General features: G+C 75.0%; 22 protein-coding genes and 1 pseudogene. 13 read left to right on the forward strand and 10 right to left on the reverse strand.

Going from position 1 to position 24,225, the window contains the following annotated elements; translation table 11 throughout:
- Nucleotides 1-10: 10 nt before the first annotated feature.
- A complete protein-coding gene (locus ABFY03_RS34625; RefSeq protein ID WP_346171836.1) occupies nucleotides 11-946 on the reverse strand; it encodes an SDR family NAD(P)-dependent oxidoreductase in 936 nt (311 codons plus the stop codon).
- Nucleotides 947-1,119: 173 nt separating this feature from the next.
- Between ABFY03_RS34625 and ABFY03_RS34630 the strand changes: the two genes are divergently transcribed.
- The 3 genes from ABFY03_RS34630 (at nucleotide 1,120) to ABFY03_RS34640 (ending at nucleotide 4,275) form a co-directional block, all read left to right on the forward strand.
- Nucleotides 1,120-1,986: a PaaX family transcriptional regulator gene (locus ABFY03_RS34630; RefSeq protein WP_346171837.1), complete on the forward strand. Its 867-nt coding sequence runs from the start codon at nucleotides 1,120-1,122 to the stop codon at nucleotides 1,984-1,986.
- A 141-nt stretch (nucleotides 1,987-2,127) separates the two neighbouring features.
- On the forward strand, nucleotides 2,128-3,522 hold the full coding sequence (locus ABFY03_RS34635; RefSeq protein ID WP_346171838.1) for an NAD(P)/FAD-dependent oxidoreductase: 1,395 nt from the start codon (nucleotides 2,128-2,130) through the stop codon (nucleotides 3,520-3,522).
- A gap of 102 nt (nucleotides 3,523-3,624) precedes the next feature.
- Nucleotides 3,625-4,275, forward strand: a complete 651-nt coding sequence (locus ABFY03_RS34640) for an HAD family hydrolase (protein WP_319011330.1) — start codon at nucleotides 3,625-3,627, stop codon at nucleotides 4,273-4,275.
- Nucleotides 4,276-4,312: 37 nt separating this feature from the next.
- Here the strand turns inward: ABFY03_RS34640 and ABFY03_RS34645 are convergent, their stop codons facing one another.
- Entirely contained in the window at nucleotides 4,313-5,893 is a 1,581-nt protein-coding gene (locus tag ABFY03_RS34645) for a carbohydrate-binding protein (protein WP_346171839.1), read from the reverse strand.
- A gap of 706 nt (nucleotides 5,894-6,599) precedes the next feature.
- Nucleotides 6,600-7,157: pseudogene (locus ABFY03_RS34655) on the reverse strand (2-phosphosulfolactate phosphatase); the annotation flags it as partial.
- Nucleotides 7,158-7,285: 128 nt separating this feature from the next.
- On the opposite strand from ABFY03_RS34655, the gene ABFY03_RS34660 reads away from it, so the two are divergent.
- On the forward strand, nucleotides 7,286-7,717 hold the full coding sequence (locus ABFY03_RS34660) for a VOC family protein (protein WP_319010331.1): 432 nt from the start codon (nucleotides 7,286-7,288) through the stop codon (nucleotides 7,715-7,717).
- A gap of 458 nt (nucleotides 7,718-8,175) precedes the next feature.
- Complete coding sequence (locus ABFY03_RS34665; protein WP_346171840.1) at nucleotides 8,176-9,384, forward strand: GNAT family N-acetyltransferase; 1,209 nt, start codon at nucleotides 8,176-8,178, stop codon at nucleotides 9,382-9,384.
- Between the two features lie 141 nt (nucleotides 9,385-9,525).
- On the opposite strand, the gene ABFY03_RS34670 is transcribed toward ABFY03_RS34665, so the two are convergent.
- Nucleotides 9,526-9,930: an STAS domain-containing protein gene (locus ABFY03_RS34670; RefSeq protein ID WP_346171841.1), complete on the reverse strand. Its 405-nt coding sequence runs from the start codon at nucleotides 9,928-9,930 to the stop codon at nucleotides 9,526-9,528.
- Nucleotides 9,931-10,341: 411 nt separating this feature from the next.
- Between ABFY03_RS34670 and ABFY03_RS34675 the strand changes: the two genes are divergently transcribed.
- The 4 genes from ABFY03_RS34675 (at nucleotide 10,342) to ABFY03_RS34690 (ending at nucleotide 13,502) form a co-directional block, all read left to right on the forward strand.
- A complete protein-coding gene (locus tag ABFY03_RS34675) occupies nucleotides 10,342-10,701 on the forward strand; it encodes an ArsR/SmtB family transcription factor (protein ID WP_346171842.1) in 360 nt (119 codons plus the stop codon).
- 166 nt (nucleotides 10,702-10,867) lie between these two features.
- Entirely contained in the window at nucleotides 10,868-12,211 is a 1,344-nt protein-coding gene (locus ABFY03_RS34680; protein ID WP_346172355.1) for an MFS transporter, read from the forward strand.
- Nucleotides 12,212-12,237: 26 nt separating this feature from the next.
- Complete coding sequence (locus tag ABFY03_RS34685) at nucleotides 12,238-13,032, forward strand: DUF6193 family natural product biosynthesis protein (RefSeq protein WP_346171843.1); 795 nt, start codon at nucleotides 12,238-12,240, stop codon at nucleotides 13,030-13,032.
- Between the two features lie 59 nt (nucleotides 13,033-13,091).
- Nucleotides 13,092-13,502, forward strand: coding sequence for a RidA family protein (locus ABFY03_RS34690; RefSeq protein ID WP_319010336.1), 411 nt, complete (start codon nucleotides 13,092-13,094; stop codon nucleotides 13,500-13,502).
- Nucleotides 13,503-13,509: 7 nt separating this feature from the next.
- Here the strand turns inward: ABFY03_RS34690 and ABFY03_RS34695 are convergent, their stop codons facing one another.
- Nucleotides 13,510-14,124, reverse strand: a complete 615-nt coding sequence (locus ABFY03_RS34695; RefSeq protein WP_346171844.1) for a hypothetical protein — start codon at nucleotides 14,122-14,124, stop codon at nucleotides 13,510-13,512.
- Between the two features lie 358 nt (nucleotides 14,125-14,482).
- On the opposite strand from ABFY03_RS34695, the gene ABFY03_RS34700 reads away from it, so the two are divergent.
- Nucleotides 14,483-15,703: a S8 family peptidase gene (locus ABFY03_RS34700; RefSeq protein WP_346171845.1), complete on the forward strand. Its 1,221-nt coding sequence runs from the start codon at nucleotides 14,483-14,485 to the stop codon at nucleotides 15,701-15,703.
- Nucleotides 15,704-15,778: 75 nt separating this feature from the next.
- On the opposite strand, the gene ABFY03_RS34705 is transcribed toward ABFY03_RS34700, so the two are convergent.
- From ABFY03_RS34705 to ABFY03_RS34720, 4 genes are all read right to left on the reverse strand, one after another.
- A complete protein-coding gene (locus ABFY03_RS34705; RefSeq protein WP_319012181.1) occupies nucleotides 15,779-16,423 on the reverse strand; it encodes an L-threonylcarbamoyladenylate synthase in 645 nt (214 codons plus the stop codon).
- Complete coding sequence (locus ABFY03_RS34710; RefSeq protein WP_319012182.1) at nucleotides 16,420-17,052, reverse strand: carbonic anhydrase; 633 nt, start codon at nucleotides 17,050-17,052, stop codon at nucleotides 16,420-16,422. Before ABFY03_RS34710 ends, ABFY03_RS34705 begins: the two co-directional genes overlap by 4 nt.
- Nucleotides 17,053-17,153: 101 nt before the next feature.
- Nucleotides 17,154-17,882: a hypothetical protein gene (locus ABFY03_RS34715; protein ID WP_346171846.1), complete on the reverse strand. Its 729-nt coding sequence runs from the start codon at nucleotides 17,880-17,882 to the stop codon at nucleotides 17,154-17,156.
- A gap of 472 nt (nucleotides 17,883-18,354) precedes the next feature.
- Nucleotides 18,355-19,374 (reverse strand): aminoglycoside phosphotransferase family protein, encoded by a 1,020-nt coding sequence (locus tag ABFY03_RS34720; RefSeq protein WP_319012184.1) that lies wholly within the window; start codon nucleotides 19,372-19,374, stop codon nucleotides 18,355-18,357.
- A gap of 220 nt (nucleotides 19,375-19,594) precedes the next feature.
- Between ABFY03_RS34720 and ABFY03_RS34725 the strand changes: the two genes are divergently transcribed.
- Complete coding sequence (locus tag ABFY03_RS34725; protein WP_319012185.1) at nucleotides 19,595-20,773, forward strand: lactate 2-monooxygenase; 1,179 nt, start codon at nucleotides 19,595-19,597, stop codon at nucleotides 20,771-20,773.
- Between the two features lie 19 nt (nucleotides 20,774-20,792).
- Here the strand turns inward: ABFY03_RS34725 and ABFY03_RS34730 are convergent, their stop codons facing one another.
- A complete protein-coding gene (locus tag ABFY03_RS34730) occupies nucleotides 20,793-21,215 on the reverse strand; it encodes a CBS domain-containing protein (RefSeq protein ID WP_346171847.1) in 423 nt (140 codons plus the stop codon).
- Between the two features lie 212 nt (nucleotides 21,216-21,427).
- Here ABFY03_RS34730 and ABFY03_RS34735 point away from each other — a divergent pair, with 212 nt between their 5' ends.
- Entirely contained in the window at nucleotides 21,428-22,888 is a 1,461-nt protein-coding gene (locus ABFY03_RS34735) for a basic amino acid/polyamine antiporter (RefSeq protein WP_319012187.1), read from the forward strand.
- 70 nt (nucleotides 22,889-22,958) lie between these two features.
- Complete coding sequence (locus ABFY03_RS34740) at nucleotides 22,959-24,221, forward strand: arginine deiminase (RefSeq protein ID WP_319012188.1); 1,263 nt, start codon at nucleotides 22,959-22,961, stop codon at nucleotides 24,219-24,221.
- The last annotated feature ends 4 nt before the right edge of the window (nucleotides 24,222-24,225 follow it).

Genomic DNA, 24,225 nt, shown 5'->3' on the forward strand with positions numbered 1-24,225 from the left:
ACGCCGCCGCTCACAGGACCGGGGCCGGGATGCCGTAGGTCTCCGGGGCGCGGCCGACCGAGACCGGCCAGGCGGCGGCGATGGCGTCCGCGCTCCAGCCGCCGTCCGCGTACGCCACCGCGATCTCCTGCGGGTGCGACCAGAGGGCGAGCTTGTCGCCGCCGATGCCGATGCACTGGCCGGTGACGCCGGCGGAGGCGTCCGAGGCGAGGAAGGCGACCAGGCCGGCGACGTCCTCGGGGGTGCCGAAACCCTCGCCCTTGCGCAGGCTGTCCGGGAACGGGGTGCCGTGCTGCTCCAGGGCCTCGATGTGCGGGGCGAAGACCGGGACGGTCTTGGTCATGGCGGTGGCGGCGACCGGGATGACGGCGTTGGCGGTGATGCCCGCGCGGCCCAGCTCCATCGCCCAGGTGCGGACCATGGCGGCGATGCCGGCCTTGGCGGCGGCGTAGTTGGTCTGGCCGAAGTTGCCGCGCTGGCCGGCGGGGGAGCCGGCGACGACGATCCGGCCGCCGTCGCCCTGCTCGCGCATCCGCTCCACGGCGGCGCGGACGCAGGTGAAGGTGCCGCGCAGGTGGACCTGGACGACGGTGTCGAAGTCGTCGTCGGTCATCTTCCACAGCACGCGGTCGCGGAGCACGCCCGCGTTGGTGACCATCGTGTCGATCCGGCCGAAGGTGTCGACGGCCCGGGCGACGAGGGCCTCGGCGGCCTCGGTCGAGCCGACCGGCACCACCTCGGCGACGGCCCGGCCGCCCGCCTCGGTGATCTCCTTCACCGCCGCGTCGGCGGCCTCGGCGTCCACGTCGTTGACGACGACGGCGGCGCCGGCGGCGGCCAGCGAACGGGCGTAGGCGAGGCCGAGGCCGCGGCCGCTGCCGGTGACGACGGCCACCTTGCCGGTGAGGTCCACCGGACGCGCCGGATTCACCTGGGGAGAAGTCATGGACGGGGTCCTTCCCGTGAGTCGAGGGTCGCCGGGGGCGGGGCGCGGGATCGCCGCCTCGCACACGCACCGGCGGCGCCAAAGCTAGGCAACGTCCCGTCTGCGGTCAACAAAGTGCCGAATATTTCTCCCGGGGTCTGCGCGCCGGGAACCCGCCCGCCTACGCTGTCCCCGTGACCCCACCCGCCCCGCAGCGCACCGACGAAACCGAGCCCGACACCGGCGAACGCGGCTCCGCGCCCCGCCCCCAGTCCCTGATGCTGAGCTTCTTCGGCATCCACGTGCTCGGCACCGGCACCGCGCTCTCCTCGGCCAGCGTCATCGACGCCCTCGCCCGCGCCGACGTCGGCGAGGACGCCGTCCGCTCCACGCTCACCCGCATGGTCGGACGGGGACTCCTGGACCGGCACCGGCGCGGCCGCCGCATGTACTTCTCGCTCACCGACCGCGCGGCCGCCGTCCTCGCCGACGGCGAGGAGCGCGTCCGGCGCACCGGCGCCGTCAACCGGGCCTGGGACGGCACCTGGACCCTCGTCGGCTTCTCGCTCCCCGAGTCCTGGCGCCGGGAGCGTCACGACCTGCGCTCCCGGCTCGTCTGGGCCGGCTTCGGCCCGCTCCAGAGCGGCCTGTGGGCCGCCCCCGGCCGCGTCGACGTCGCGCCCCTCGCGGCGGAGCTCGGGCTCGGCGACCGTATCAGGGCCTTCCACGGAGCGGCCGCCGCGCCGACCGAGGCCGGCCCCCTGCTCCGTACCGCCTTCGACCTCGACGCCATCGCCGCCGGCTACCGCGCCTTCCTCGCCCGCTGGGGCGGCGACGACCCCGCCGCCGACGCCCGCGACGACCTCGGCCGCCAGCTGCTGCTCCACACCGACTGGCTCGAACTCGTCCGCCGCGACCCGTACCTGCCGGCCGAACACCTCCCCGAGGAGTGGCCCGCCGAGGCCGCCGAGCGCACCTTCCGCACCCTCGCGCAGCGGTACGACCCCGGCGCCCGCCGCATCGCGGAAGGGCTCCTCGACCGCTGGGACCCGCAGGGCTGAGCCGCCGGCGGCCCCTTCCGGGCCCTGGCTGCGCGCCTTATGTCAACACCATTGACCTTGTCGGGCGCGGCCGGGTCTCATGGGCGGCACCTCGGAAGGAGCCCCGCGACCGGGCTCCTCCGCGATCCGAAGGACACCCCCATGGACCACCTGAACTCCCTGCGGGACGCCGAACCCAAGCCGTTCTGGCTCGACGACCCCCGCCGCCCCCGGGCCACCCCCGCCCTCGTCGGCGGCACCACCTGCGACCTCCTGGTCGTCGGCGGCGGCTACGCCGGCCTGTGGACCGCGCTCCTCGCCAAGGAACGCGACCCCGCCACCGACGTCGTCCTCATCGAAGGCGCGGAGATCGGCCACGCCGCCTCCGGCCGCAACGGCGGCTTCTGCGAGTCCAGCCTCACCCACGGCCTCGGCAACGGCCTCGACCGCTGGCCCGGCGAGATCGCCACCCTCGAACGCCTCGGCCGGGAGAACCTCCAGGCCATGGAGGACGCCGTCGAGCGGTACGACATCGACTGCGACTGGGAGCGCACCGGCTCCCTCACCGTCGCCACCGAACCCCACCAGGTCCCCTGGCTCGCCGAGGAGGCCGAGACCGCCGCACGGTACGGCGCCACCACCGCCCTCCTCGACGCCGACGCCGTCCGCGCCGAGATCGACTCGCCCACCTTCCTCGGCGGCCTGTGGAACAAGAGCGACACCGCCATGGTCAACCCGGCCCGCCTCGCCTGGGGCCTCAAGCGGGCCTGCCTCGACCTCGGCGTCCGCGTCCACGAGCACACCCCCGGCCTCTCCCTCGACGAGCACGGCGCCGTCGTCGCCGTCCGCACCCCCTACGGCCGGATCACCGCCCGCCGCGTCGCCCTGGCCACCAACGCCTACCCGTCGCTGCTGCGCCGCCACCGCCCCTACACGGTGCCCGTCTACGACTACGCGCTGATGACCGAACCGCTCGGCGCCGAACAGCTCGCCGCCGTCGGCTGGAAGAACCGCCAGGGCTGGTCCGACCCCGCCAACCACTTCCACTACGTGCGGATCTCCGCCGACAACCGGATCCTGTGGGGCGGCTACGACGTCGTCTACCGCTACGGCGGCCGCGTCGGCGCCGAGAACGACCAGCGCCCGGAGACCTTCGCCACCCTCGCCCGCACCTTCTTCCGCACCTTCCCGCAGCTGGAGGGCGTCCGCTTCAGCCACGCCTGGGGCGGGGCCATCGACACCAGCACGCGCTTCTGCGTCTTCTTCGACACGAGTCACCACGGCAAGGTGGCGTACGCCGCCGGCTTCACCGGCCTCGGCGTCGGCGCCACCCGCTTCGGCGCCGAGGTGATGCTCGACCTGCTGGCCGGCGCCCGCACCGAGCGCACCTCCCTCGAACTCGTACGCCGCAAGCCGCTGCCCTTCCCGCCCGAGCCCGTCCGCTCCATCGGCATCGGCCTCACCCAGCGCTCGCTCACCCGGTCCGACCGCAACGAGGGCCGCCGCGACCTGTGGCTGCGCACCCTGGACCGCCTCGGCCTCGGCTTCGGCAGCTGACCCCGCGCACCTCCCCGCACCGCCGCGCTCGTCACCCTCGCCGGCGCCGTGTCGGTCGTCTTCGTCCGCACCGTACGCTGATCCCCGGACCGGGGAGGCACGGTGAAGGACGGACGGCTGCTGCACGTCTTCGACATGGACGGCACGCTGCTCAGGAACACCTCGGCCGGCCTGGAGATCGCCGCCCGGCTCGGCTGCCTGGACGAACTCCGCGCCCTGGAGGCCGAGTTCGCCGCCGGAAGCATCGACACCCGGGGCTTCGCCGCCGTCCTGCACGGGCTGTGGCGTGAACTGACCCCCGATGTCGTCGCCGAGGCGTTCGACGCGGCGCCGTGGATCGGCGGGCTCCCGGAGGTCCTCGAGGACATCCGGGACCGCGGCGACCGGGCCGTCGTCGTCACCATGTCGCCGGACTTCTTCGCCGACCGGCTCCGCGGCCTCGGCGTCGACGACGTGGTGGCCTCCGGCTTCCCGCCGCCCCCGTTCCGTACGGCGCTCGACCCCGCCAGGATCCTCGTCCCCGGGGACAAGGTGACGGCCGTCGACCGGCTCCGCGCCGCCCTCGGCCTCGACCGGGACTCCTGCGTCGCCTACGGCGACTCCGGCTCCGACGTGCCGCTCTTCTCCGTCCTGCGCCACACGGTGGCCGTCAACGCCTCTCCGGCGCTGCGCGCCCTGGCCGGCGCCGGATACGAGGGCGACGACCTGCGGGCCGCGTACGCCCTCGGCAGGGAACTGCGCGCCCGCGCCTGAACGGACGGGCGCGGGCGCGCGGTTCGCGGCCGGCGGATCACCAGGTGACGGGCCGGCCCCCGAAGGTGGCGGCGAGCGAACCGTCCGAGGCGAAGGACCAGCCGAGGGCGCCGCCGTAGTTCACGCAGCGCGCGCCGTTCGTACCGGACCAGAACTGGTTCGTGCCGTCCACGTCGCCGACGAGCTTGTCGTTCGTGCCGGAACCCGTGCTGCGGCAGGACGTGTTGCCCCGGAAGACCGACGTGCCGGCCTCGAAGGTGAAGTTGCGCTGCGCGTTGTCGACCGAGATGTTCTCGGAGACCTTCAGCGAGCCCGGGTTGCTGTTGTACGTGAAGCCGTGCTTGCCGTTGCGGTAGGCGATGCTGCGCCGCACGACGTGGTCGACGGCGATCGACTCCCCGCCGAGCTTGTAGCCGTTGCGGTCGCCGTTGGCGTTCACCGTGCCGTCGGAGAGGGTGCCGTTGGTGTAGGCGAGCGAGTACTCGATCGTCACCGGGTCGATCGGGCCGGTGTCGGGCTTGGTGTAGAGGTCCCAGCCGTCGTCGATGTTGTGGTGGGCGACCGCGTACCGGAAGACGTTGCCCGGCCCGGTGGTCAGCTTCGCGGCGAAGCCGTCGGCGTTCTCGCCGGCCGCGTCCGCGTTGTCGTGCGACTCGACGCTCACCATGAGGTTGCGGGCCGGCCACTGGTCGCGCGGGGTGGTGGAGCCGATCCGCCCGAGCTGGAGGCCGGTGTCCCGGTTGAAGCGGGTGACCGTGCGCTCGATGACGTTGTCGCTGCCGCCGACGTAGATGCCGTTGTCGCCGGCGCGCTGCACGATCAGGCCCTTCACGTGCCAGAAGTTGCCGTTCAGGGCGAGCCCGCGGTTGGACGAGGACTCGGCCATCGCGGAGAAGTCGAGCACCGGCGTCTCGCCCGGGTACGCGGCGATGGTCTTGCGGGCGGCCGAGGTGCCGTTGTTGCCGGCGGCCACGGTGACGGTGGTGGAGTGCGCGTACGTGCCGCCGCGCAGGTAGATCGTGCCGCCGGCGCCGATCCGGGTGATCGCGGACGCCAGCGTCGTCGGGTCGGCCTGGGTGCCGGAGGCGCCCGCGGTCCCGGCGGGCGAGACGTACAGGGCGGGGCCGGAGGGGGCGGGGGAGTCGGCCGTGGCCAGCTCGACGTGGTCGACGTTGGGCAGTCCGGCGGCGGTCGTCGGGACGAGCCGGACGGTGTTGGTGCCGGCCGCGACCGGCACGGTGAACGTCCTGGACGTCCAGCCCGTCCACGTACCGGTGGACCCGAAGGAGGCCCCGGCGGCGACGGTCGTCCCGTTGACCACGACGTCGGCGGGCCGGGCGGTGGTCGTCCCGTTGGCGTACCGCACGGTGAGCGTCGCGCTCCCGGCGGCGGGCGCCGACACGGTGAACTGCGCGTGGGCGCCGACCGCGTTGGTGCCGTTGCAGAACCCGCTGCCGGAGAACCCGGTCCAGTCGGAGTCGATCGTCCCGGTGCAGACGGCGGGCGAGGCCTCGGCCTCGTACCGGGCGGTGGCGGCCTGGGCGCCGCCGGCGCTCGACAGCGCGACGAGGGTGCCGGCGACGAGGCCCACGCTCAGGGCGAGGGAAGGGGTGCGCATCGGTGTCTCCTGGTGGGGAAGCGGCTCGGACACGGTCGAGAAAGCGCTTTCTGGCGTGCTGGCGCCGACGCTAGGGGGAGTGTTGGAGACACGTCAATATGCGGGTACGTGAAGGATGTTCAGGGTTGTGAACGAGGCGAGGAGGTGTCCGTCGTCAGGTGCGGGTGCGGGTGGGGGGTTCGGCGGGGGTGGCGGGAAGCGGTGGCGCCGGGTACGGGCGCAGCACCATGAGCGCGTCCTCCACAGTCGCCACCATGGCGAAGGCGAAGCGGTCCAGCTGCAGGCAGAGGGCGACGTCGTCGGGATGGGCCCCCGCGCGCACACCCCGCGCCAGCTCGACGGCGGCGCGCGAGGCGGCGGCGCGGCGGAGGTAGGGAGTGGGGTCGGTGCCGGAGGGCGTCAGGGAGGAGCGAGGAGGGGATTCCGGGCCGGAGGCGGAGGCCGGGTGGGGAGCGGGGCCCGGGCCGGCGGGCGTGGTGGGACGGGTGCCGGATGCGGTGCCGGGGGTCGTACGGGAGCGCGTACGGGATTCCGTGCCGGCGTCCGTACGGGAGCGCGGGCCGGAGGCCGCGCCGGGGTGGGGGCCGGATTGCGGGCCGGGGGTCGTACGGGAGTGGGGGCCTGGGGCGGCGCCGGGGTGCGGGCCGGCGGTCGTACGGGAGCGTGGGCCGGTTTGCGGGCCGGAGGCCGTGCCGGAATGCGTACGGGGTCCCGGGCCGGAGGCGCCGCCGGAGCTCGTGTCGGCAGCGGCAGCGGGAGCCGCGTCGGCGGGCGGGTCCGGATCGGTGGCCCTCGCGGCGATGTACTGGGCGCACGCCAGGTCCTCCTCCGCGCGCCCGTCCTCGCCGGTCACCACGAACGTGACCGTGTCGCCCGCGCGCGCACGCAGCGTCCGGGCGGTCGCCTCCGCCACCACGAACCCCGCGCACAGCACCAGTTCCGCGTCCTTGACGGCGAGCGCGCCGACGGTCCCCGCCGTCGTCTTCTGGACGACCGTCCGGCCGGTGAGGTCGGTGGAGCGCAGCAGCGCCGGGGAGTTGACGAGGTCGAACCCCGGCGCGGGTGGCCCGTCCTTCAGCGCCCACCACTCCGGGTGGCGGGCCTTGAGGGCCATGGCGTCGTCCAGGGACGCGGCGAGGACGATCTTCTCCGCGCCGCGGGCGAAGGCCCACGCGGCCACGGTGTAGGCGCGCATGACGTCCACCACGACCGCCACGGACGGGACTTCGGTGAGTTCGGTGATGCCGGGGAAGCGAGCGTCCATGCGGATCATGATCGCGCACGGCCGTCGCACCGGCTCAAGTGGCCGACGTTCAAGGGCAGTCGGCGTCCCGCTCCCGCCAGGGAGAAAATGCCCCCGGGCTCCGGAAGCCCCTCCCTATGATGGCCCCGATGCCGTCGATCAAGAAGGTCCAGATCACGTTCGACTGCGCGGAACCCGAGCGGGTCGCGCGCTTCTGGTGCGCGGTGCTCGGGTACGACGCGCCGCCGGCGCCGGAGGGGTTCGCCTCCTGGGAGGAGTTCGACGACGCCGAGCCCGGGCGGCGGGGCGCGGACCGGGCATCCATCGACCCGGTCGGCGAGGAGCCGCGGCTCTCCTTCCAGCGCGTCCCCGAGGGCAAGGTCGTCAAGAACCGGGTGCACCTCGACGTACGCGCCGGAACCGGACTCGTGGGCGCGGAACGCCTGGCCGTCCTGGAGGCGGAGTGCGCGCGCCTCGTCGCGCTCGGAGCGGTCCACGACCACACGCTGTACGCCGACGGCGTCAACGAGTCCTGCATCAACATGCGGGACGTCGAGGGCAACGAGTTCTGCCTCGACTGAGCGTCGGCTGCCGCCCGCACCGCGCCCGCCGTCGCCCGGACCCACCGGCGGGCTCCGGTCGCGGGCGGTACTGAGGACCGGTGGGAGGCCGGGTCACGCCATCCACGGCGAGCCGGTCCGAAGAGGGGGCGAGTCGGTCCCGATGACGGGGCGATGACGGGGCGAGTCGGTCCCGATGACGGGGCGATGACGGGGCGAGTCGGTCCCGATGACGGGGCGATGACGGGGCGAGTCGGTCCCGATGACGGGGCGATGACGGCATCGAAGACCCGCCGGCCGGGGCGGCCGCCCACGGCCTCACGCCGGCGCGCCGCCGGTCCCGATCTCGCGTGACCGGCCCCCTCCGTGTCGCCCCGTCAAGCCTCCTACCTCCTAATTCGGTTGACCCGGTCGCGGGGCGGCGCTGGACTGGGGCGGGTGCCGCGGAGTCGTGGCGCCGGTACGAGGAGGCAGCCGTAGTGGTAGAGATCCGTCCCACGACCGACGAGGACCTCGAGGTCTTCGTCGACACCTTGCACGCCGCGTTCGGACGCTTCCCGGAGACCCCCGGCGAGGACGGCGGCGGCGTCTGGTGGTCGGCCCTGGAGATGGAGCGCAACCTCCTCGCCCTCGCCCCGGACGGGCGCCCCGTCGGCACCGCCGGCGCGTACTCCTTCGAACTCACCCTGCCCGGCGAGACCGTCGTCCCGGTCTCCGGCGTGACCGCCGTCGGCGTCGTGCCCTCGCACCGACGCCAGGGCGTCCTCACCGCGATGATGCGGCACCAGCTCACCGAGCTGAAGGGCCGGGGCGAGGTCCTCTCCGTGCTGCTGGCCTCCGAGGCCCTGATCTACCGCAGGTTCGGCTACGGACCGGCGACCTCCACGCAGCGGATGACCGTACGGCGCCACCAGAGCGCCTTCGCTGACCCGCGCGCGGGGACGCCTGCCCCGGGGGGCTCGGTCGAACTGCTCCGGCGGGCCGACGGCGGCGCCGTCCTCGAAGAGGTCTACGACCGCTACCGCCGCACCCGGCCCGGCGCGCTCTCCCGGCCGCCCCGCTGGTGGGCCCTCGGCGCCGGTCAGCCCCCGGTCGCGAAGGCACCGCGGCACGTGGCCGTCCACCGGGACGCCGACGGGAACCCGGACGGGTACGCCTCGTACTCCCTCGACGGCGAGACGCTGACGGTCGACGAGATCATCACCGCCGACGACGCGGTCTTCGCCGCGCTGGCCCGCTTCGCGCTCGACCACGACCTCGTCGACAAGGTCGTCTTCAAGCACGTCCCGCCCGCTCATCCGCTGCGGTACCGGTTCGCGGACTACCGGGCCGCCGAGGTGAGCAACGACACCGACTGGCTGTGGGTGCGCGTCCTCGACGTCCCGCGCGCGCTCACCGCGCGGGGCTGGCTGTCGGACGGCGAGCTCGTCCTCGACGTCCACGACCCGTTCCTCGGCGAGCGGGGCCGCCATCTGCTGACCGTCCGGGACGGCAAGGCCGAGTGCGTCCCGACGGACCGCGACCCGGACCTGTCCCTGGACGTGAGCGACCTCGGCTCGGTCTACCTGGGCGGTACGGCCCCGAGCACGCTCGTGGGCGCGGGCCACATCCGCGCCCACCACGCGGCCGGTCTGGCCGACGCCCTCTTCCGGACGGAGCGCCCGCCGCACTGCCTGCACTGGTTCTGACCGGCGAGCGTCCCCGCGCTGCCCGCACTGCCCGCAGGCCCGCACGGTCCGACCGGCGAGCGTCCGCGGTCCCGGCCCGGTCCGCGGTCCCGGCGCCGACACCGGCCCGGGCGGGGCCCTCGGCCCCCGGGGCCCGTCGTCTCAGCCGCCCTCCGGCCAGGCGTCGCTGCGCCATGCGCGTTCCTCGACGCCCCGGTCCCGGTGGGCGGCGAGGGCGGTGGCGAGGTCGCCGTGGACCGCGATGGCCACCGGTCCGTCGGCGAATCCGCCGCCCGGCAGACCGTCCGTCCCGCTCGCCGGCACGGCGGCGAGTTCGAGCCCGCGCCCCTCGGCGGCCAGCCGCGACGCGGCCTCGGCCACCGCGAGCCGTCCGCCGTCGGACCAGCCGCGCAGCCCGGTCAGGTCGAGGACCACGGGCCCGGTGCCGCGCGCGAGCGCCCAGCCGACGGCCCCCTGGAACCGCCCCACCGCCTCCTGGCCGAGGAAGCCGGCCAAGGAGAGCACACCGAGGCCGGGGTGGATGGTGTAGCGCCACTCGATGGTCATCGTCGTCTCTCCTCGCTCCCGGCCACGTCCCGGCCGTCCGCAGCATCCTCACCCGAGACCCGGCCCCCGCGCACGACCGGTCCACGGATCGGTCACCCGTCCCGGGACCCGGACGGGCAGGCGGGCGCGGCCGGAGGCGATCCGGGTCACGCTCCCGGGTCCGTATCGGATCCGGCACCCACCCCGTCGTACGAGGGTGAACCACCGGCCCCGTCGTACGACGGTGTACGGCCATCCACCCCGCGAGGAAGCCCTGCCATGACGACGCGCCCCGACCGTCGCCGGTCCGCGACGGCGACGTCCTCCCGCCTTCCCTCCTGGTCGCGGCCCGGGACGCCCGGCGGGAGTCCCGGGCCGCCCTGGAGCCGCTGCGGGGGCCGAACCCCTCGTCCGTCTCCCTACGATGGGCCCATGGCGGATCCCGTACGTGAACAGGTCGTGACTCCCGTCCATCCACGGACGCCGGGAGCGCCCGAGCTCGCGGCGGCGGCCGAGGTGTTCGGGCTGCTCAGCGACCCGACCCGGCTGCAGCTGCTCTGGTTGCTCACGCGGGGCGAGGCCGACGTCGGCGCGCTGACGGAGGCGTGCGGGGCGGCGCGGCCGGCGGTCAGCCAGCACCTGGCCAAGCTGCGGCTGGGCGGGCTGGTGCAGGCCCGGAAGGACGGGCGGCGGGTGGTGTACACGCTGCCGGACGGGCACCTGAAGCGGCTCGTGGTCGAGGCCCTGAACCGTGCCGACCACGTGGTCACCGGGGAGCCCTGGCACGACTGACGCCGGACGGGTGGCGGGGAGGCCCCTGACGCGACGGAGCCACGACGGAGCCGCGACGGGGTCGGGGACTCCGGGTTCCGGCCGTTGCGGAATCGACATGTGCGCACACGTGCACATGTCGGCTACGGTGAAGGGGACCGCACCCGAGCCGACCGAGGGCGTCCCCATGCTGTCCGTCCTGCGCGACCGCACGTACCGGCACCTCTTCCTCGCTCAGGTCGTCGCCCTCACGGGCACCGGCCTGGCGACCGTCGCCCTGGCCCTCCTCGCGTACGACCTCGCCGGGGGGCACGCGCCCGCCGTGCTCGGCACCGCCCTCGCGCTCAAGATGGCGGCGTACGTCGGTCTGGCCCCGCTCGCCGGGGCGCTGGCCCGCCGCGTGCCGCGCCGGGCGCTGCTCGTCGGCGCCGACCTCGTACGCCTGCTCGCCGCGCTGGTCCTGCCGTTCGTGGACCAGGTCTGGCAGGTGTACGCGCTGGTCCTGCTGCTCCAGGCCGCCTCCGCGGTCTTCACCCCCGCCTTCCAGGCGACGATCCCGCGCGTCCTGCCCGAGGAGCGCGACTACACCCGGGCGCTCGCCCTCTCCCGGCTCGCCTACGACCTGGAGAGCCTCGCCAGCCCCGTCCTGGCGGCCGCGCTCCTCGCCCTCGTGCCGTACGGATGGCTGTTCACCGGCACCGCGGCCGGGTTCCTCCTCTCCGCGCTCCTCGTGCTGCCCCTGCGCCTCCCGCCGGAGGACCGGCCGGGCCCGGCGGCCGCGCGGGTCCTCGGCGTCCGGCTCCTCCTCGCCACGCCCCGGCTGCGCGCCCTGCTCGCCCTCGACCTCGCCGTCGCCGCCGCGGGCGCGGCGGTCCTCGTCGACACGGTCGTCCTCGTCCAGGACGGCCTGGCCCGGCCGGCCGGCGACGTGTCCCTCGCCCTGGCCGCGTACGGGGCCGGCTCGATGACCGTCGCCCTGCTGCTCCCGCGCCTGCTCGACCGGACGGGGGACCGCGCGCTCATGCTGCCCGCCGCCGCGGTCCTCGCGGCCGCGCTCGGCCTGCTGACCGCCGGGCTCGCCACCGGCTGGGCCGACGCGCACCGGGCGGCCGCCTGGCCGGCGCTGCTCGCTCTCTGGTTCTGCCTCGGCGCCGCCACCTCGGCGGTCCTCACCCCCGGCGGCCGGCTGCTGCGCCGGTCCGCCGCCGACGCCGACCTGCCCGCCGTCTTCGCGGCGCGGTTCTCGCTCTCGCACGGCTGCTGGCTGCTGACGTACCCGCTGGCCGGCTGGCTCGCCGCCCGCGCGGGGACCGCCGTCTCCGCCGCCGCCCTCACCGCCGTCGCCCTGGGCGCGGCCGCCGGCGCCGCCCGGCTGTGGCCGCGCGGCGACCCGGAGGAACTGGAGCACGCCCACCCTGAACTCCCCGCGGGCCACCCGCACATGGTCACCGCGACCGGGCCGGACCACCGGCACGTCCACACCTTCCGTATCGACGCCCTCCACCGGCACTGGCCCACACCCGCCGGCTGAGGCGCGGACCGGGCAGAATCGCCGCCATGCCGACGCCTCCCGAACCCGCGGTCCTGTTCCCCGACATCGCCGCCGCCGGCAGCCTCGCCGCCGCGCTCCGCGCCGTCGCGGACGGCGCCCTCGACGACGTGCCCCTGACCTCGCCCGACGGCGGACCGCTCTCCAGCGCGTCCGCCGGGAGCGTGCTGCCGCACCGGGAGGCGATGCGCGTCTCGGCGTGGAGCCACGAGCGGAAGTGGTCCGTCTCGGCGGCGGAACCGCTCCTCGGCCTGTCCCTCGTGCACGGCGTGACGGACGACCTGGCCCAGGTCGCCGCGGCGCTCCGCGCGTGGCACGACGGACGGACGCCGGACGACGTCCACGCGGTGGCCCCCTTCGTGCGCCCCAGCGGCCGCCTGGAGCTGACCGATCGCGACCCCGCGCGCATGGCGGAGTCCGAGTGGCGGCACCTGGTGGCGGAAGCCGCCGCACTCGACGCACCCTTCGCGGACGCGTACCGGGCGCTGGTCGAAGCGGCGTACGCCGAGCCGCGGTTGAGGGCGCTGTACCCGTTCACCAGCCACTGGACCCTGCGCTTCTCCGCCGCGACCCGGCCGTTCCTGGACGTCGTGGGGCCGAATCTGTCTGCGCGCGGGAGGGCGGCTACCGGGTGGCGCGCCTCATGGCGGAGGGCGGGCGGCACGTCGCCACGGCGCCGGAGGCGGTCGCGGAGGGGGTGCGGCTGCTTCCGGAGGGGCTGGGGCCGGTGCGGTACGGCGCCGCACGCGGGGGCGCGGAAAATCGAGTCGAGGCGGCGGAGGGGGCCTGACATGGTGGGGTGATCCCGTGACCGGGGCCGGCTTCGGGCCCCGGGCCGCCGCCGCAGCCGAGAGGACCCCCTGTGCCCAGTGCCGTCAGCCTCATCCGTTCCTCCTCCCTCTCCGACGTCGCCGAGTACGCGTACGCCGCGACCGCGCCGGCCGAGGCCCGGCTGATCTTCCTCGCGGGCGCCTGCCCGCTCGACGCCGAGGGCGCGACCGTCGCCGTCGGCGACGTCGCCGGGCAGGCCGCGGCCTGCGTCGAGAACCTCCGGACGGCGCTGAGGGACGCGGGCGCCGGCATGGAGGACGTCATCAGCACCCGCGTGCTCGTCGCGACGACCCGCCAGGCGGACCTGGTCGCCGCCTGGCAGGTGGTGCGGGACGCCTTCGGCGCGCACGACGTCCCGAGCACGCTGATGGGCGTCACGGTGCTCGGGTACCACGACCAGCTGGTCGAGGTCGAGGCCGTCGCCGCCGTCCTCGACGCCTGACCGCTCCTCAGGCGGGCCGGCGCGTCCACAGCGTCAGGTCGCTGGAGGTGGCGACCGCGAGCGTCCGTCCGGTGGGGGAGAAGCCGGCGGCGCGCAGCGTCGACCAGGTGGAGTGGAAGACGTGCCACCAGCCCTCGGTGTGCGGCGGCCGGTGCCAGTTCCCGCCGTTGTCCGACAGCAGGATGCGGTGGTTCGGCCAGTCGGGGGCCTCGACGTCCACGGTCCAGCCGTCGCCGCTCGTGCTGTGCAGCCCGCCGCCGAACAGCCCGGCGACGCGCACCCGTCGACCGGTCAGCGGGCCGATCCAGGGGCACGACAGGTCGGGCGTGCCGTCCGGCCCGTCGTCCTCGGGGTCCCGGTCCCGGGCGATCCGCTCGCCCGTCACGGCGTCGAAGACCCCGTACCCCTGGGAGGACACGACCATCACGAGGTCGTGGCCGGTGGCGGGGTCCACGCCGAAGCCGATGCCCGTGAGCCCGCCGACGGGGGCGTGTCCGCCGAAAACGCTCCGCCAGGGCGCCGGTGCCGGGACGACCGGGGCGGAGAGGAGGCGTCGGCGCAGCCCTTCCTGGTACGGGGGGAGGGCGGGGGCGCCGGTGTCCGGCCGGTTCTTCTCGCGCATGCCCCGATCATGACGGAGCCCCACGGGGAGGGACGTCGCGGGGTCTCGTCGCGGGCGTCCGGCTTTCGTGCGGCGTCGTCCGGTGGCCGGTCCTGGCGGGTGGCGGCCGGATCGTGACACCGGGGTGGGCGGGGGTGGTTCGCGGGGGTTCGGCAGGGGATGGGAGGGGTCTCCGTGTCCGGCGTGTGTCGGATGCATGACAAGGCGTCAACTTCCTTGATCCGTCGGGCCGGTGCGGCACAGGCTACTGCCCACGCCGAGCGGAGGGCCCCTCCCCGGCGGTGCGTGCGACCGCACGCGAACCCCCACACGCGGCGCCCGACCCGGGGCGCCACGCCCAGAGGAGGCATCCCTCACCATGGCACTCCCCGCGAACCGCACCGCCCGCCGGGCGCTGATCGCCTCGGCCGCCACCGTCGCCGCGCTCGCCACCGGCCTCACCGTGGCCCCGGCGCAGGCCGCTCCCGCCCCCGCCGAGGGCGTCGTCCTCGCCGCGGGCTCGCCCGACGCGGTCGCCGGCAGCTACCTCGTCACCCTCAAGCCGGGCGCCGGCTTCACCGCCGGCTCCGCCAAGGGCCGCGGGCTCATAGCCGGTTACGGCGGCACGGTCGGCAAGACCTTCGGCGCGGCCCTCAACGGCTACACCGTCACCCTCGACGCCGCGGCCGCCCGCCGCCTCGCCGCCGACCCGGCCGTGGCGACCGTCGAACAGAACCGGATCGTCCGCGCGGACGCCACCCAGACCAACGCGCCCTGGGGCCTCGACCGCATCGACCAGGCCGACCTGCCGCTCTCCGGCACCTACACGTACCCGGACAGCGCGGGCGCCGGGGTCACCGCGTACGTCATCGACACCGGCGTGCGGATCAGCCACGGCGAACTCGCGGGCCGCGCCGTCAACGGCTACGACGCCGTCGAGGGCGACACCGTCGCGCAGGACGGCAACGGCCACGGCACCCACGTCGCCACCACCATCGCCGGCTCCACCTACGGCGTGGCCAAGGCCGCCAAGGTCGTCGCGGTCCGCGTCCTCGACGCCAACGGATCCGGCACCACCGCCGGCGTCGTCGCCGGCATCGACTGGGTGACCTCCCACCACACCGCCGGAGCCCCGGCCGTCGCCAACCTCTCGCTCGGCGGCGGCGCCTCCACCACCCTCGACAACGCGGTCAAGCGCTCCATCGCGGACGGCGTCACCTACGCCGTCGCCGCCGGCAACTCCGGCGTCAACGCCCGCAACACCTCGCCCGCCCGGGTCACCGAGGCCATCACCGTCGGCGCCACCAGCAACACCGACGCGAAGGCGAGCTGGTCCAACTACGGCGCCGTCCTCGACCTGTTCGCCCCGGGCGTCTCCATCACCGCCGGCTGGCACACCGGCGACACGGCGACCAACACCATCTCCGGCACCTCCATGGCCGCCCCGCACGTCGCCGGCGCCGCCGCCGTCTACCTCGCCGGCCACACCTCCGCCACCCCCGCCGAGGTCGCCACCGCCCTCGTGAACGGCGCCACCCCCGGCAAGGTCACCACCCCCGGCACCGGCTCCCCGAACCGCCTCCTCCGCCTGGTCCCGTAACCCCAGGGCCGCGACAACCGTGCCCCGGGCCCCTGTGGGGCGCCGGGGCACGGTTGCCGGACTGCGCAGCGCCCGTCAGGGGACGATCAGGTCCGGGACGAGTGCGCGGAGTTCGGGGAGGGGCAGGACGCCGTCGCGGACCAGGACCGGGGTCGCGCCGCTGAGGTCCACGATGGAGGACGACAGTGCGCCGGGGGTCCGGCCGCCGTCGAGGTACACCGCCACCGTGTCGCCGAGCATCGCCTGGGCGGCGTCGCAGTCCTGGGGGGACGGGTGGTCCGTCAGGTTGGCGCTGGAGACGGCCAGCGGGCCCGTCGTCGCCAGGAGCTCCAGGGTCAGCGGGTGGTCCGGCATCCGGACGGCGACCGTGCCGCCGGTCTCGCCCAGGTCCCAGTCCAGGGAGGCGCGGTGGCGGACCACCAGGGTCAGCCCGCCCGGCCAGAAGGCGTCGATCAACGCCCGGGCCGCGTCGGGGAGTTCGTCCGTCAGTTCGCCGAGCGCGGCGGCCGAGTCGACCAGGACGGGGGAGGGCTTGTGGCGGCCGCGGCCCTTGGCGGCCAGCAGCGAGGCGACCGCCTTCGGGTCGAAGGCGTCGGCCCCGACCCCGTACACGGTGTCCGTCGGCAGGACCACCAGGTCGCCGCGGCGCACCGCGGCCGCGGCCTCGGCGAGGCCCGCCGCACGGGCCGCCGGGTCGGCGCAGTCGAAGCGGGTCGTCATACCGGAGTGCCCTCCGGTGCGGCGACGCCGCGCGTGGTGACCAGGCGGGCGCTGCCCTCGGCCAGCTGGTAGCCGAGCCCGACGACGGCCGTCTCGCCCGCCGCGACCTGGTCGGACAGCAGGCGGGAGCGGTCCAGGAGCAGGTCCACGGTGTGCCGGATGTGCTCGTCGATGATGTCGCTGTCCGCCGTCAGACCGGCGGTCCTGGCGGCCAGGATGCTCGGCGTCACGCGCTCCACCACGTCCCGCACGAAGCCGCCGGCCGAGAAGCCCTCCTCGACGGCCGCGCGGGCCGCGGCGACCGCGCCGCAGGAGTCGTGGCCGAGGACGACGACGAGGCGGGCACCGAGGACGCTCGTCGCGTACTCGACGCTGCCGAGCACCTCGGGGCCGATGACGTGACCGGCGGTGCGGACGACGAACAGGTCGCCGAGCCCCCGGTCGAAGATGATCTCGGCTGCGAGCCGCGAGTCGGAGCAGCCGAGGATGACGGCGAAGGGGTCCTGGCCGGGCGCGAGCTCGGTGCGGCGCGCCGCGTCCTGGTTCGGGTGCTCGGGCGTGCCCGAGACGAAGCGACGATTGCCGTCGAGGAGGGCGTCGAGAGCAAGGGCCGGAGAAGTTCTGGGCATGCCGCCACCCTATGCGGGCGACCGGGCCTGTGCTATACCGGGTCGCCCTCGGCCGGGGGCGTGTGACGGAGCGCACCCCGCGCCGGCGCTCTGCGCGCGGATCAGGCCGTCTCGTCCCACGCGCGGGTCAGCCCGTCCAGCCAGGCCGGCGGCAGTTCGGCCGCGTCCCATTCCTCCCGCAGCTCCGCCGGGCGGACGGCGAGCCGTTCCAGGACGGCGAGGCTCGTGGGGGAGTGGACCAGGGTGTAGCGGCCGTGGATGGCGATCGCGCTGCCCGGCCCGTACGTGGCGTACAGCCGCTCCAGATGGGGCCGGTGCTCGGCCGCGAAGGCCGTCAGCCGTCCGGGATAGGAGGCCCGCTGACGGACCCCCATCGTCGCGAGCGAGGCCGCGAGGACCTGCTCGGTGACCTCGGGGTCGAGGTCGGACTCCTCGGAGAAGCTGAGGTACAGGGGCACGACCGCCACCTTCGCCCGCTCGACCTCCATCCGGCCGACCCGCGGCCGGGCGTCCGGGTCCTCCCCGGCCTCCGCCGCGACGGCCGCGCCCAGGGCACGGTCGGCGAGGCCCGCGAGCCCCTCGGTGACGGCCCGTGAGCCGTCGCGCCAGCCCGCGCCGTACGCTTCGCCGCTTCCCGGCGGCGCCTGCCGTCCGGTGCCGGCCAGCGTCTCGTGCGCGACGGCGAGCGCGCCCGCCTCGACGAGGCCGATCAGCTCCTCCGCGTCGCCGGAGTACACCCCCGCCCGCGCGAGGAGCTGGAGCAGCGTCGTCCTCGCGTTGTCGACGCTCGCGGCGTCGAGCTGGAGCCGTTCTTCCCGGGCGGCGGTCATCGGTGGTCCTCCTCCTCGCGGTTCCGGCGCGTACGGGTGCGGCGGACGCGCCTTCGAGGACGCGACGATCACGGGCCCCGGGCCACGCTCCCCTCGCGGCGGCGCACGTACGGGACCGGTGATCGGGTCCTCGAACGCCGAGGTTTCCAGCTTCCCGGCCCCTCCGTCCAGCCGACGTCCCGGTCCCCTCCGAGCAGGCACGCGGTGCCATCCCGGCCCTCCGCCCGCCGAGGACGGCGGCGGCCCCGATCCCGGAGGGGATCTCATACCCCGGGGCGGTATCGATCGGCCGGGGGGAGGGACGCCTCACGGGCCCGCACGGAGACACGAAGTGCCAGGACGGGCCGGGCGGGACGCCCACCGCGACACCCGCCCCGGCACTTCGTCCGACGGGCCGTCACCCACGCCGCCGGACCCGTCACGCCGGCGCGGACGGCCCGGCGTGACGCGCGCGGCGAGAGGTCGCGGGGCCTCACGGCTCCAACAGGTCCTCGGCGGCGAAGAGTTCCCGCACCCAGTACGCGCTCGCGTCGTGGCTGCTCCCCAGCGGCGTGCCCGGGAAGAGCCGGAACCAGGTGCCCGCGCGCCCCAGCGCCGCCAGCCGGACCGCGAGGCCCGCGGCCCGCCGCAGCTCCGCCCGGGACGGGCCGAGGCCGGTCCAGTGCTCCAGATACGCGTCCACCATCGGGGCCACGTGCTCGGGGCCGTACCGCTCCCGCACCGCGCGCACCGGGATCAGGAGGCTGCCGAAGGGATGCGCCACGGAGGCGTCGCCCCAGTCGAAGAAGGTGAAGCGGCCGGGGGCCGGGGCCAGGAGCTGCCCGTCGTGCAGGTCGCAGTGGTCGAGCGAGTCGGGCAGGCCGTACGCGTCGAGCTCGGCGCACAGCTCGACCAGCCGCGGCCGCCGGCGCAGCAGCGCGGCGCGCTCGTCCGCGTCGATGTACGGATTGTCGGCGACGAGCGCGTCGAAGGCGTCCGGCAGGTCGCGGGTCCGGCTCCGCGGCACCCCGAGCCCGACCAGCCGGTCCGCGTACGGGACGAGCCGCCGCTGCATCCTCCCGTACTGTCCCAGCGCCGCCGTCCACGCCTCGGGGCCGGCCTCGCCCGCGTCGACGAGCCCCCGGAACAGCGGCCCGCCGTCGGGCAGCAGTGCCACCCCGCGGCCGGCGTCCACCGCCAGCGGGGTCATCACGTGACCCGGCGCCCAGTCGGCGAGCGCACGGGACAGCCCGGCCTCGAAGGCGTTCGACGGGGCACCCGCCTTCAGCCACACCGCGTCCCGCTCGCCCTCGCCGGTGCGGAACCGCACGAGCACCGACCACGGGCGCACCCGCACCTCGCGCGCGCCGGTCTCCACCAGACCTCGTCCGGCCAGGACCCGCTCGGCCCAGCCGAGCACGTCCCGCCGCCACTCCTCGTCGTCCCAGGGGGTCACGGCGTCCGGGAACCGCCCCCGGTCCACCACCGTCGTCCGCTCGTCGTCCATGCGCATCCGGCGATTGCACCACCGGCCCGCCCCCGGTCGCACCGGAATATCAGCGGGTCACGGCGCCCCGGGCCACGGCCCCCGACCACGGCGCCCCGGGACCACCACCTCGCCCGGACCACCTCGCCCCGCACCATGGCGCTCCGGCCCGCGGACTGGCACCGTGGGCGCCACCGGCGGCCGGGGCGGGCCCGGGCCGGGAGGGCGAGGGAAGGGCGGGGCCACGATGAGCGGGGCGTTCGGCGGGCGGTACGGCGACTACCAGAACGAGATCTACCTCGCCGGACTCGGCGGCGTCCTCCCCTCCCACCCCATGACCTACGCCGACCTGGAGGCCCGGGCGAGCGCGGCGCTGCCGCCGTCGGTGCTGTCGTACGTGGCGGGCGGGGCCGGCGACGAGTTCACCCAGCGGGCGAACGTCGCGGCCTTCGAGCGCTGGGGCCTGGTGCCCCGGATGATGGTCGGGGCGACCCAGCGGGACCTGGGCGTCGACCTGTTCGGGCTCCGGCTCCCCTCGCCGCTGTTCATGGCCCCGGTCGGCGTCATAGGGCTCTGCGCCCAGGACGGGCACGGCGACCTCGCCACCGCCCGCGCGGCCCGCCGCACCGGCGTCCCCATGATCGCCTCCACCCTGAGCGTGGACCCGATGGAGCGGGTCGCCGCCGAGTTCGGCGACACCCCCGGGTTCTTCCAGCTCTACACGCCGACCGACCGGGACCTCGCGGAGAGCCTGGTGCGGCGTGCCGAGGCCGCCGGCTTCCGGGGGATCGTCGTCACCCTCGACACCTGGGTCACCGGCTGGCGCCCCCGCGACCTCGCCGGCAGCAACTTCCCGCAGCTGCGCGGCCACTGCCTCGCCAACTACACCTCCGACCCCGTCTTCCGCGCCCGCCTCGCCAAGGCGCCCGAGGAGGACCCCGGGGCGGCGATCCTCGAATGGGTCGGCGTCTTCGGCAACCCCCTCACCTGGGCCGACCTGCCCTGGCTGCGCTCCCTCACCGACCTGCCGCTCATCCTGAAGGGGCTCTGCCACCCCGAGGACGTGCGCCGGGCGCGGGACGGCGGGGTGGACGCGGTGTACTGCTCCAACCACGGCGGCCGGCAGGCCAACGGCGGACTGCCCGCGCTCGACGCCCTTCCCGGCGTCGTCGAGGCCGCCGACGGGCTGCCCGTCCTCTTCGACTCGGGCGTCCGCACCGGCGCGGACGCCGTCAAGGCGCTCGCCCTCGGCGCCACCGCCGTCGGCGTCGGCCGCCCCTACGCGTACGGGCTCGCGGCCGGCGGCGAGGACGGCGTCGTGCACGTGCTGCGCTCGCTCCTCGCCGAGGCCGACCTGCTCATGGCCGTCGACGGTTACCCCGCCCTCGCCGACCTCCGCGCGGAAGGGGCGCTCCGCCGGCTCTGACCGTCCGGGGGCGCGGTCCTCAGGCGGCCGGGCGGGAGACGTCGCTGACCAGGTCGCCGACCGTGCTGTCGGGGAGCCGGCGGGCCACGTCCGCCTGGGCGATGATCCCGACCAGGACGTGTCCGTCGATCACCGGGATCCGGCGGACCTTCCGGTCGGCCATCAGCTCCAGGACCCGGTCCAGGGAGTCGTCGGCGCCGACCCACACCAGCTCGCCCTGGGCCAGCTCGCCCGCCGTGCACGCGGACGGGTCCCGGCCCTGGGCGACCACCCGCACCACGATGTCACGGTCGGTGAGCATGCCCTTCAGGCGTTCGTCGGGCCCGCAGATCGGCAGCGCGCCGACGTCGAGCTCGACCATCTTCCGCGCGGCGTCGACCACGCTCTCGTCGCTCCGGACACAGGTCACGTCCGGAGTCATGATCTCGCGTGCCTTCGTCATGACGACCCCCTGCCGTCGTGCGTGACGTCATGGACTCTCGTACACGCGGCGGCTGCCCCGTCCCCCGGACGGCATGCGCGACCCGGCCGACAGGGCACGTACAAGATGCAACAAAACGGGCGCAAGGGGTCATTCGCCACTAGAGTCTGAGCGGCCCGACGCTCTTCACTTCGCGCCGAACCGCGGCGCGAGCGGACCGGCGAGGTACGCCCATGACCACCGCGGAACCCAGCTCCGACACCGCCTCCGGCGGCACCCCACCGGCCGTCAGACTCAGCCTCCTCACGCTCACCGCCATGGTCGTCGGCTCCATGGTCGGCGCCGGCGTCTTCTCGCTGCCCCGCCGCTTCGCCCAGGAGACCGGTGTCGCGGGCGCGCTCATCGCCTGGGCCGTCGCCGGCACCGGCATGCTCATGCTCGCCTTCGTCTTCCAGACGCTCGCCGTGCGCCGGCCCGACCTGGACGCCGGCGTGTACGCGTACGCCAAGGCGGGCTTCGGCGAGTACCTGGGCTTCTTCTCCGCCTTCGGCTACTGGGCCAGCGCCTGCGTCGGCAACGTCACCTACTGGGTGCTCATCATGTCGACGATCGGCGCCGTGGCACCCGCCCTCGGCGACGGGGACACCGCCCTCTCGATCGTCCTCTCCTCGGTCGGCCTGTGGGGCTTCTTCCTGCTCATCCGGCGCGGGGTGAAGGAGGCGGCGGCGATCAACCGGATCGTCACGGTCGCCAAGATCGTGCCCATCCTGGTCTTCGTCCTCCTCGCGGCCTTCTGCTTCGACGCCTCCGTCTTCGCCGACAACTTCGGCGGCGCCGACTACGCGGGTTCCCTCTTCGACCAGGTCCGCGGCACCATGCTCGCCACCGTCTTCGTCTTCCTCGGCGTCGAGGGCGCCAGCGTCTACTCCCGGCACGCCCGGCGCCGCGAGGACGTCGGCCGCGCCACCGTCCTGGGCTTCCTCAGCGTCTTCGCCGTCTTCGCCTCGGTCACCATCGTGTCGTACGGCATCCTGCCCATGAGCGAGATCGCCGAACTCCGCCAGCCCTCCATGGCCGGCGTCCTGGAGGCCGCCGTCGGCACCTGGGGCAAGGTCTTCGTCAGCGTCGGCCTCATCGTCTCCGTCCTCGGCGCCTACCTCGCCTGGACGCTGATGGCCGCCGAGGTCCTCTTCGTCGCCGCCAAGGACGACGACATGCCACGCTTCCTCGGCCGCGCCACCAAGAACGACGTCCCCGCCCCCGCCCTGCTCATGACCACCGCGCTGAGCCAGGCCGTGCTCGTCGTCACCGCCTTCTCCGACGACGCCTTCAACTTCGCCCTCGACCTCACCAGCGCCCTCAGCCTCATCCCCTTCCTCCTGGCCGCCGCCTTCGCCGTCAAGATCGCCCTGCGGCCCCGGCAGAACCGGGTGACCGGTGACGGCACCCGGCGCGAACTCGTCGTCGCCGCCGTCGCCACCCTCTACACCGCCTTCCTGCTGTACGCGGCCGGGCCGAAGTTCCTCCTGGTCTCCCTCATCCTGTACGCCCCCGCCACCCTGCTCTTCGTCAAGGCCCGCCGGGAGCAGGGCCGGCGCCTCTTCAGCCCCCGCGAGGCGGTCGTCTGCGCCGTCTCCGTGGCCGGTGCCGTCGTCGGCGTCGTCGCCCTCGCCGCCGGCTGGATCGAACTGTGAGCGACCGCGAGCGGCAGTCCCGAAGGCAGCAGCTCCGCGAACCGCCCCTTCCGGAAAGGAAAGGCCAGCGATGAACCCCGCCACCCCCGAGGCCGCCCGCCCCCTCGGCGTCCACTCCGAAGTCGGCCGGCTCCGCAAGGTCCTCGTCTGCTCGCCGGGCCTGGCCCACCGCCGGCTGACCCCGACCAACTCCGACGACCTCCTCTTCGACGACGTCATGTGGGTGGAGAACGCCCAGCGCGACCACGCCGACTTCGTCAACAAGCTCGTCCAGCGCGGTGTCGAGGTCGTCGAGCTGCACAACCTGCTCACCGAGACCATGGCCCTGCCCGAGGCGAGGGCCTGGCTCCTCGACCGCAAGATCACCGCCAACGAGGTCGGCCTCGGGCTCATCGACGACACCCGCGCCTTCCTCGACTCGCTCGCCCCGCGCGAACTCACCGACTACCTGATCGGCGGCCTCTCCACCGCCGACCTGCCCCTGGACGTCCGCTCCGGCCACGCGGCCCTGGCCCGCGAGGGCGTCGGAGCGCGCGAGTACCTGATGCCGCCGCTCCCCAACACCCTCTACACCCGCGACACCACCTGCTGGCTGTACGGCGGCGTCACCCTCAACCCGCTGTACTGGCCCGCCCGGCACGGCGAGACCCTGCTCATGAAGGCGGTCTACACCCACCACCCGGACTTCAAGGACGCCACCGTCTGGTGGGGCGACCCCGAACAGGACTGGGGCCAGGCCACCTTCGAGGGCGGTGACATCATGCCGGTCGGCGACGGCGTCGTCCTCATGGGCATGAGCGAGCGCACCTCGCGGCAGGCCATCACCCAGGTCGCCCGCGCGCTCTTCGAGCACGGCGCCGCCCGGCACGTCGTCGTCGCGGGCATGCCCAAACTGCGCTCCGCCATGCACCTCGACACCGTCTTCACCTTCGCCGACCGTGACGTCGTCACGCTCTACCCGAAGATCATGGACGCGGTGCACAGCTTCTCCCTGCGCCCTTCCGACCGCGCCCCCGGCGTCGAGATCACCGACGAGGGCGACACCCCGTTCACGGACGTCGTGGCCAAGGCCCTCGGCCTGCCCGGGCTGCGGGTCATCGAGACCGGCGGCGACGTCTACGCCTCCGAACGGCAGCAGTGGGACAGCGGGAACAACGCCGTCGCCCTGGAGCCCGGCGTGGTCTTCACCTACGACCGCAACACCCAGACCAACACGCTGCTGCGGAAGGCGGGCATCGAGGTCATCACCATCGTGGGCGCGGAGCTGGGCCGCGGACGCGGCGGCGGCCACTGCATGACCTGCCCCCTCGTCCGCGACCCGATCGACTTCTGACGCC

The sequence above is a fragment of the Streptomyces roseofulvus genome (assembly GCF_039534915.1).
Taxonomy (GTDB): Bacteria; Actinomycetota; Actinomycetes; order Streptomycetales; family Streptomycetaceae; genus Streptomyces; species Streptomyces roseofulvus.